Annotated in this window: 8 protein-coding genes; 6 read left to right on the forward strand and 2 right to left on the reverse strand. The window is 59.2% G+C overall.

The features are described 5' to 3' along the window. Positions 1-199, forward strand: a 199-nt coding sequence (locus ACZO0A_RS12025; RefSeq protein WP_486846389.1) for a hypothetical protein, incomplete at its 5' end; no start/stop codon positions are given. 772 nt (positions 200-971) lie between these two features. Then, the gene (locus ACZO0A_RS12030) at positions 972-1181 is read left to right on the forward strand and encodes a DUF378 domain-containing protein (protein WP_302150522.1); all 210 of its coding nucleotides are present in this window, start codon (positions 972-974) and stop codon (positions 1179-1181) included. A 37-nt stretch (positions 1182-1218) separates the two neighbouring features. Here the strand turns inward: ACZO0A_RS12030 and ACZO0A_RS12035 are convergent, their stop codons facing one another. After that, a complete protein-coding gene (locus tag ACZO0A_RS12035; protein WP_302376059.1) occupies positions 1219-2382 on the reverse strand; it encodes an FtsW/RodA/SpoVE family cell cycle protein in 1164 nt (387 codons plus the stop codon). 154 nt (positions 2383-2536) lie between these two features. Here ACZO0A_RS12035 and tsaE point away from each other — a divergent pair, with 154 nt between their 5' ends. The 4 genes from tsaE to upp are packed head-to-tail and all read left to right on the forward strand — an operon-like array spanning position 2537 to position 4804. Then, complete coding sequence (gene tsaE, locus ACZO0A_RS12040; protein WP_302376060.1) at positions 2537-2950, forward strand: tRNA (adenosine(37)-N6)-threonylcarbamoyltransferase complex ATPase subunit type 1 TsaE; 414 nt, start codon at positions 2537-2539, stop codon at positions 2948-2950. A gap of 16 nt (positions 2951-2966) precedes the next feature. Beyond that, positions 2967-3677 carry a tRNA (adenosine(37)-N6)-threonylcarbamoyltransferase complex dimerization subunit type 1 TsaB gene (tsaB, locus tag ACZO0A_RS12045; protein ID WP_302376061.1) on the forward strand — a complete coding sequence of 237 codons (711 nt, stop codon included), beginning with the start codon at positions 2967-2969 and terminating at the stop codon, positions 3675-3677. Then, positions 3667-4119: a ribose 5-phosphate isomerase B gene (gene rpiB, locus ACZO0A_RS12050; RefSeq protein ID WP_302376062.1), complete on the forward strand. Its 453-nt coding sequence runs from the start codon at positions 3667-3669 to the stop codon at positions 4117-4119. The genes tsaB and rpiB overlap by 11 nt, the downstream gene beginning before the upstream one ends. A gap of 55 nt (positions 4120-4174) precedes the next feature. After that, on the forward strand, positions 4175-4804 hold the full coding sequence (upp, locus tag ACZO0A_RS12055) for a uracil phosphoribosyltransferase (RefSeq protein WP_147610596.1): 630 nt from the start codon (positions 4175-4177) through the stop codon (positions 4802-4804). Between the two features lie 65 nt (positions 4805-4869). Here upp and ACZO0A_RS12060 read toward each other — a convergent pair whose 3' ends face one another. After that, positions 4870-6000, reverse strand: coding sequence for a 3D domain-containing protein (locus ACZO0A_RS12060; RefSeq protein WP_291212973.1), 1131 nt, complete (start codon positions 5998-6000; stop codon positions 4870-4872). Between the last annotated feature and the right edge of the window lie 236 nt (positions 6001-6236).

A 6236-nucleotide genomic window follows, 5' to 3' on the forward strand; every position in this document is an offset into this window, starting at 1 on the left:
TACAGCATTGAACGAACAAGCACTTGATTATAAAATGCAGGGTTTTGCAATGAGACTACATCTGACAGCTTACCGGACAAATTTTGGAAATACTACAACCAATATCAAAACAAACAGATTAATGTATCTGAGTTCTCAAGGCTTATGGACTGTTCTAGAACTAGCATTTATAAACAGAAAACACGCAGGCGCTTATTAACGACTACAAAGCGCGTCTGCATGATTTAGAAAACAATATCTGGCAGTACTAAACTGCCACTGACTCTAAGGCGGGCTCCGGCCCGCCTTTTCTTTATGCAAAATCATTCTTGCTTCTTCCTTTCTCCCGGTTTCGTTGTGATGAGCTGATAGACATCACTATCCTTGGGCTCCAGATTGGTGAATGGTAATACACTGTTGCCCATCTTGATAATGCCGTGACCCTCGCTGGCGTTGCGCAGAAATGAGTGAAGCCGATGTTAATAACCTTTTGCCAGGGTACCATATTGACCAGCTTAGAGAGGTATGGGGGAAGCCTGATACCAGTGAAAACAGCACTGCATGTTGGAAACTTGGGAATGACACTACTCTCGTTGTAAGTTATAAAAATAATGGTATAGTTGCGATTTGTGGCCTTAAAGACGATAGCGATGCCTCCATAGGAGAATAACAAATTCCAGTTTGTAATGCTAAGCGGGTACTTATGGCAAAACTGCGGGCCGGGCATGCCCGGCCCCTACAGGGTGACGATGCGTAAGCCGGATATGGCGTTAAGGTTGGCGGCCGCCTATATGCGGCCCCTGCAAATAGGCGGAAGGGTTACGACAAGGAATGTAGGGGGCGGCGTCCTCGACGCCCCGCGAAGGGGGGCAGGATTTTTCCCTGCGGATGAACCGTGAAAGGGATGCGGCGGTAAGTCGCGGGTCCCGCTTCAGCCGCGCATAAACTCCCACATCCCCGCACATACTCTCCCACAAAGGAGGGTATCATCCATGTCTTGTTTCAAAAAACTTTTACTTTTGCTGGCCATTATCGGCGGCATCAACTGGGGCATCTACGGCATCTGGGGCTTTAACGCCGTGGGGTGGCTGCTGGGCGGCAGCATGAGCTGGCTGTCCCGCACCGTGTTCATCATCGTCGGTGCGTCGGCGGTCTGTCTGATCCCCGGGCTTTTCATGCCAAACCCCAAAACCGCAGAATGATAAAAACGGGAGCAGCTTTCCGCCGCTCCCGTTTTACTTATATGATCCGCTGCATATCCAGCTTGCTGCGGCGGGTGTTCATGCCGACGCTCAGCACAATGCCGACGCAGAGATACATCATCACGACGCTGGACCCGCCCGCCGAGAAGAACGGCAGCGTCACGCCGATGACCGGCAGCACCTGCAAATTCATGCCCAGGTTGATGACACACTGCAAAAACAGCGCCGCAAAAATGCCCACGCAGATATTGCACCCCAGCGCGTCAGGGCAGCGCAGACCGGTTTGCAGCGTGCGCAGGCAGAGCGCCAGCAGCAGCACCAGCACCACCGCCGCACCGATAAAGCCCAGCACGTTGGCGAGGTACGCAAAGATAAAATCGTTCCAGGCGTTGGGCACAAAGATGTGTTCACCGGAAAACAGCCCCTGCCCAGTCAGCCCGCCGGTTCCGATGGCCATGGCACCCTTGTTCTGCTGGTAGGTGATGTCCGCCAGCGCGGGGTCGTCGGGCGTAAGCACGGCCAGAATGCGCTTGAACTGGTATCCTTTTAAAATGCCGGGCCGCAGCACCAGCAGCGCCGCGCCGCCCACAGCCCCCGCCGCCAAGCCGCCCGCCACCAGCCAGTGGGACAGCCCGCCCGCAAAGAGCATGACGAGGCCTATCCCTAAAAACACCAGCGCCGTGCCGTCGTCGCCCTGCACATGAATGGCCGCCGCAGGCAGCCCGATGTGCAGCAGGAGCAGCAGCAAATTCTTCGGCTTATTGACCTGGCCGCGCACGTTGCTCAAATGCAGCGCCAATGTCAAAATAAAGCTGATTTTTGCCAGCTCGGCGGGTTGGAATGTCATGCCGCCGACGCGGTACCAGCTGTAATTGGAGGTGCCGCCCGCGTCGTACCCGATTGTGACAAGCCCCGTATTGACGTTGCGCAAAAACAGGGTGGGCAGCACCAGCCCCCAGGCCACCACGGCGTGCAGCGGCCAGGCCCGGGCCAGCGCGTGGTAATCCGCAGTGGAGAACACCACCGCCAGCATCAGCCCCAGCAGGCTGGCGATAAGCTGCACCGACGCCTTGTTGTTGGATCCCAGCTGGGTCTGGCCGATGGACACAAGCACCACGACGCTGAGCGCCGAGCACGCCGCGCAGAGCAGCAGATAGAACACATCGACCCGGCGCAGATACCGGCGGATAAGCGGATACATGGGCGGACTCCTTCCCTTGATAGTATTTGTATTATACCGCATTTCGACGGTTTTTGCCAAGTTACAGATTAAATTTTACAAATCGGTTTTTGTGTACTATAATATATACGAGTGCGGCCACTGTTCTATTCGGCCGCAGGCAGGGAGTTTGCCTATGCAGGAATTTACGACCCATTCACGGGAAGAAACCGTCGCCGCCGGGCGGGATTTTGCCAAGACGCTGCCGTCGGGGGCGCTGATCGCGTTCACCGGGGGCCTGGGCGCGGGCAAGACCGCCTTCTGCCAGGGCCTGGCCGAGGGCTTGGGCTGCACCGACCCGGTATCCAGCCCAACATTTGCCATTGTCAACTACTACCGCGGCCCGCGGCCGTTCGCACATTTTGACTTGTACCGCATCCACACCGAAAACGACCTGGCCGCCGCCGGGTTCTATGACTACCTCGACATGGGAGCCGTCGTTGCCTGCGAGTGGAGCGAGAACTGCACGGAGCTGCTGGCGCCGGAAAATCCCATCAAAATCCACATTGAGCGTGTGGATGAGACGACGCGGAAGATTACGATTGAATGATAAATAGGTGATTTCAATGAATTTATTGGCTTTGGACACCGCCGGCAAAACGGCGGCTGTGGCGGTGCTGCGGGACGATACCCTGCTGTACGAGGCCCAGTGCAACAACGGCCTGACCCACAGTGAGACACTGCTGCCCATGATCGATACCGCGCTGAAAGCCTGCGGCCTGACCGTGGACGATTTGGACGTGCTGGGTGTGACCAACGGCCCCGGCAGCTTTACCGGGCTGCGCATCGGGCTGGCCGTCGTCAAGGGGCTGGCCCTGCCCAAACAGATCCCCTGCGCGGGCGTCTCCACGATGGCCGCACTGGCCTACGGCCTTTCGGGCGAGGGCACCGTCATCGGCGCACAGGACGCCCGCCGCGGGCAGGTGTATTGGGGCGCGTTTGACCTTGCCAGTCATGACCGCTTGACCCCAGACGCCGCCGAGCCGGTCACAGCGCTGGAAAATTTTGTACAAAGCTGTAAAAAACCTTTGTTTTTTGTTGGCGACGGCGCAACTTTGTGTTACAATATATATAAGAGCGTTCCGGGCGTGGCCGCTGTGCCGCAGCCGCTGCAGGTTCTGCGCGGTGCGGGCGTAGCACTGGCCTCTAAGGCCATGTGGGAAAAGGGCGAATGTGTGCCCCCCGCCGCCCTGCTGCCGGATTACCACCGGCTGAGCCAGGCCGAGCGGGAGCGCGCGGAACGTGAAAAAACAGAGGGGAAACAAAATGAAGTTTGACAAACCGATTGCACTGGCTGCCGACCACGGCGGCTATGAACTGAAAGAGGCCATCAAGGCACACCTGAACGAGCTGGGCATTGCCTACACCGACTTTGGCACCGACTCCACCGCCAGCGTGGACTACCCCGACTATGCCGCCAAGGGCTGCAAGGCCATACAGGACGGCAGCTGTGCGCTGGTCATCCTGTGCTGCGGCACCGGCGTGGGTATGTCGATGTGCGCCAACAAGATGCAGGGCATCCGTGCCTGCTGCTGCAGCGACACCTTCAGCGCGGAGTTCACCCGCCGCCACAACAACGCCAACGCCCTGTGCCTGGGCGGCCGCGTGGTGGGTGCGGGACTGGCCTGCCAGATCGTGGACGCTTTCCTGAACGCTGAGTTCGAGGGCGGCCGCCACCAGCAGCGCATCGACAAGATGATGGCACTGGAAAATCACTAAGTTTCGTTGCCTGCACGGCAGGCTGAATATTTTTGAATTGCAAGGAGATCATACCATGAGCGTTGTTGAAATTGTTGACCATCCCCTGATCCAGCACAAAATCAGCCTGCTGCGCGACCGCAACACCGGCACCAAGGAGTTCCGTGACCTGGTAAGCGAGATCGCGATGCTGCTTTGCTATGAGGCCACCCGCGACCTGCCCACCGAGGAAGTCGAGGTCGAGACCCCCGTTGCCCTGGCCCGCACCAAGGTCCTGGCCGGCCGTAAGCTGGCCCTGGTGCCCATCCTGCGCGCAGGCCTGGGCATGGTGGACGGTATGCTGAACCTGATCCCCGCCGCCAAGGTCGGCCACATCGGCATGTACCGCAACGAGGAGACGCTGGAGCCGGTCGAGTACTACTGCAAGCTGCCCAACGACATCAACGAGCGCGAGGTCTTTGTTCTGGACCCGATGCTGGCCACCGGCGGCAGTGCCTGTGACGCCATCGGCCAGATCAAAAAGCGCGGTGCCAAGCACATTAAGTTCATCGGCCTGGTGGCCGCGCCCCAGGGCCTGAAGGCCCTGCATGAGGCCCACCCCGATGTAGACATCTATGTCGGTGCCCTGGACGAGAAGCTGAACGACAACGGCTACATCGTCCCCGGCCTGGGCGACGCCGGCGACCGTATTTTCGGCACGAAGTAAAATTGTACAATAACAGGGTCGTGAACCGCAGCGGTTCACGACCCTGTTATTTTTTGTCTGCTGCTTTATCTGCCGACCACCGTGTCAGCCGCGAGGATTGCATCGTTCTGCTCTTTGTACTTGGCGGCAGTCTCGTCGTCCAGCACATAGACGTTCACCGGGATGACCGCACTCATCACGGACTCGTCATAGGTCTCGTAGTACAGATCGATGAAGGCCGAGCCTGCCATCATGGCCGTGCCGGTGTCGGCGGCGTAGGCATAGCCGTAGACGAACTTGCCGTCGGCGCTGGTAATGTACATCAGCGAGCCATACGGAATGATGTTGGGATTGATGGCCACCGTACCGTAGGTCAGGCGGCGGCCGCTGGCACCTTTGGCCGTTTCCGATGCCGAGTAGCCGGTGGAACGCTGGTTCGTGTAGGCCTCAGCCACACCTTCAGCGGGGACGCCGTCCACGATCTCCGGCCCAACGAACTGCGACACAGGCGCGCCCTCGCCGTAGACCTTCTCCATGGTGGGCACCATGCCAGCCTGGGTCACACGGTCGATTTCATCGGTGGCTGTCCACTGGCCGTCGATCCAGGTCTCGCGGTAGGTCACGGTGTCCAGGCCATCCACACCCTCCTGCAGGGTCATCGTCTTGTCCTGCTTGCGATAGAACAGGCTGGTGGGGATATCCTCCACCGCAGCGGGGATGACCTCGTCCTGGGTGTACTCCACATAGCTGACCCGCTGCAGTGTGATACTGCCGCCCTCGGGGATGATCTCATCGGGGCCGCTGCTCAGGATATCGTCCTCGGTCCAGGCCAGCCCGGCCTGGGCCAGCAATTCCGCCGTCGTTGCCCCGGTGGTGATGACCTCCTGCGTGGTGCCATCCGCCGTGATGGGCACGGTGTAAGCGCGCAGAACGTCGAGCTGTTCACCGTCGTCGGTGTGCGTCCAGACGGCGCGGTCATGCTCCCGCAGCTGCGGGGTGTCGGCCTGCTCCAGCACGGTGTCCAGGTCGGTGGATGCCGTCAGGATGCGCACGCTGCCGCCGTGGGTGTCGTTGACGGTGGTAAAGTGCAGCGCCGTGCCGGTAAACGCGATGGCCGCCGCCAATGCGGCGCCCCCGCCCGCCAGTGCGCCCCACTTGGGCAGCACCCGCGCCGCCCAGCGGCGGATATGCTCTTTCGTTTTTACGGATAAGGCCATGGGTTCTCCTTTTTGCTATAGAAAAGGCGCCGGCCCACAAGGACCAGCGCCAGTTTTGCTGTGGGATAAGGCTTTCGCTGCGCAGCGGGTAATCAGCGCTTGCTGAACTGCGGTGCGCGACGAGCGGCTTTGAGGCCGTATTGCGCGAGTTTTTGAGCTGTTTTCCCTTGATACTCCGGGCTTTTCCGGCTTTCTGCCTCTCAGTTATCCGGTGTGCGGACCATAAAAAACGGTCT

It is taken from the genome of Gemmiger sp. (assembly GCF_057431175.1).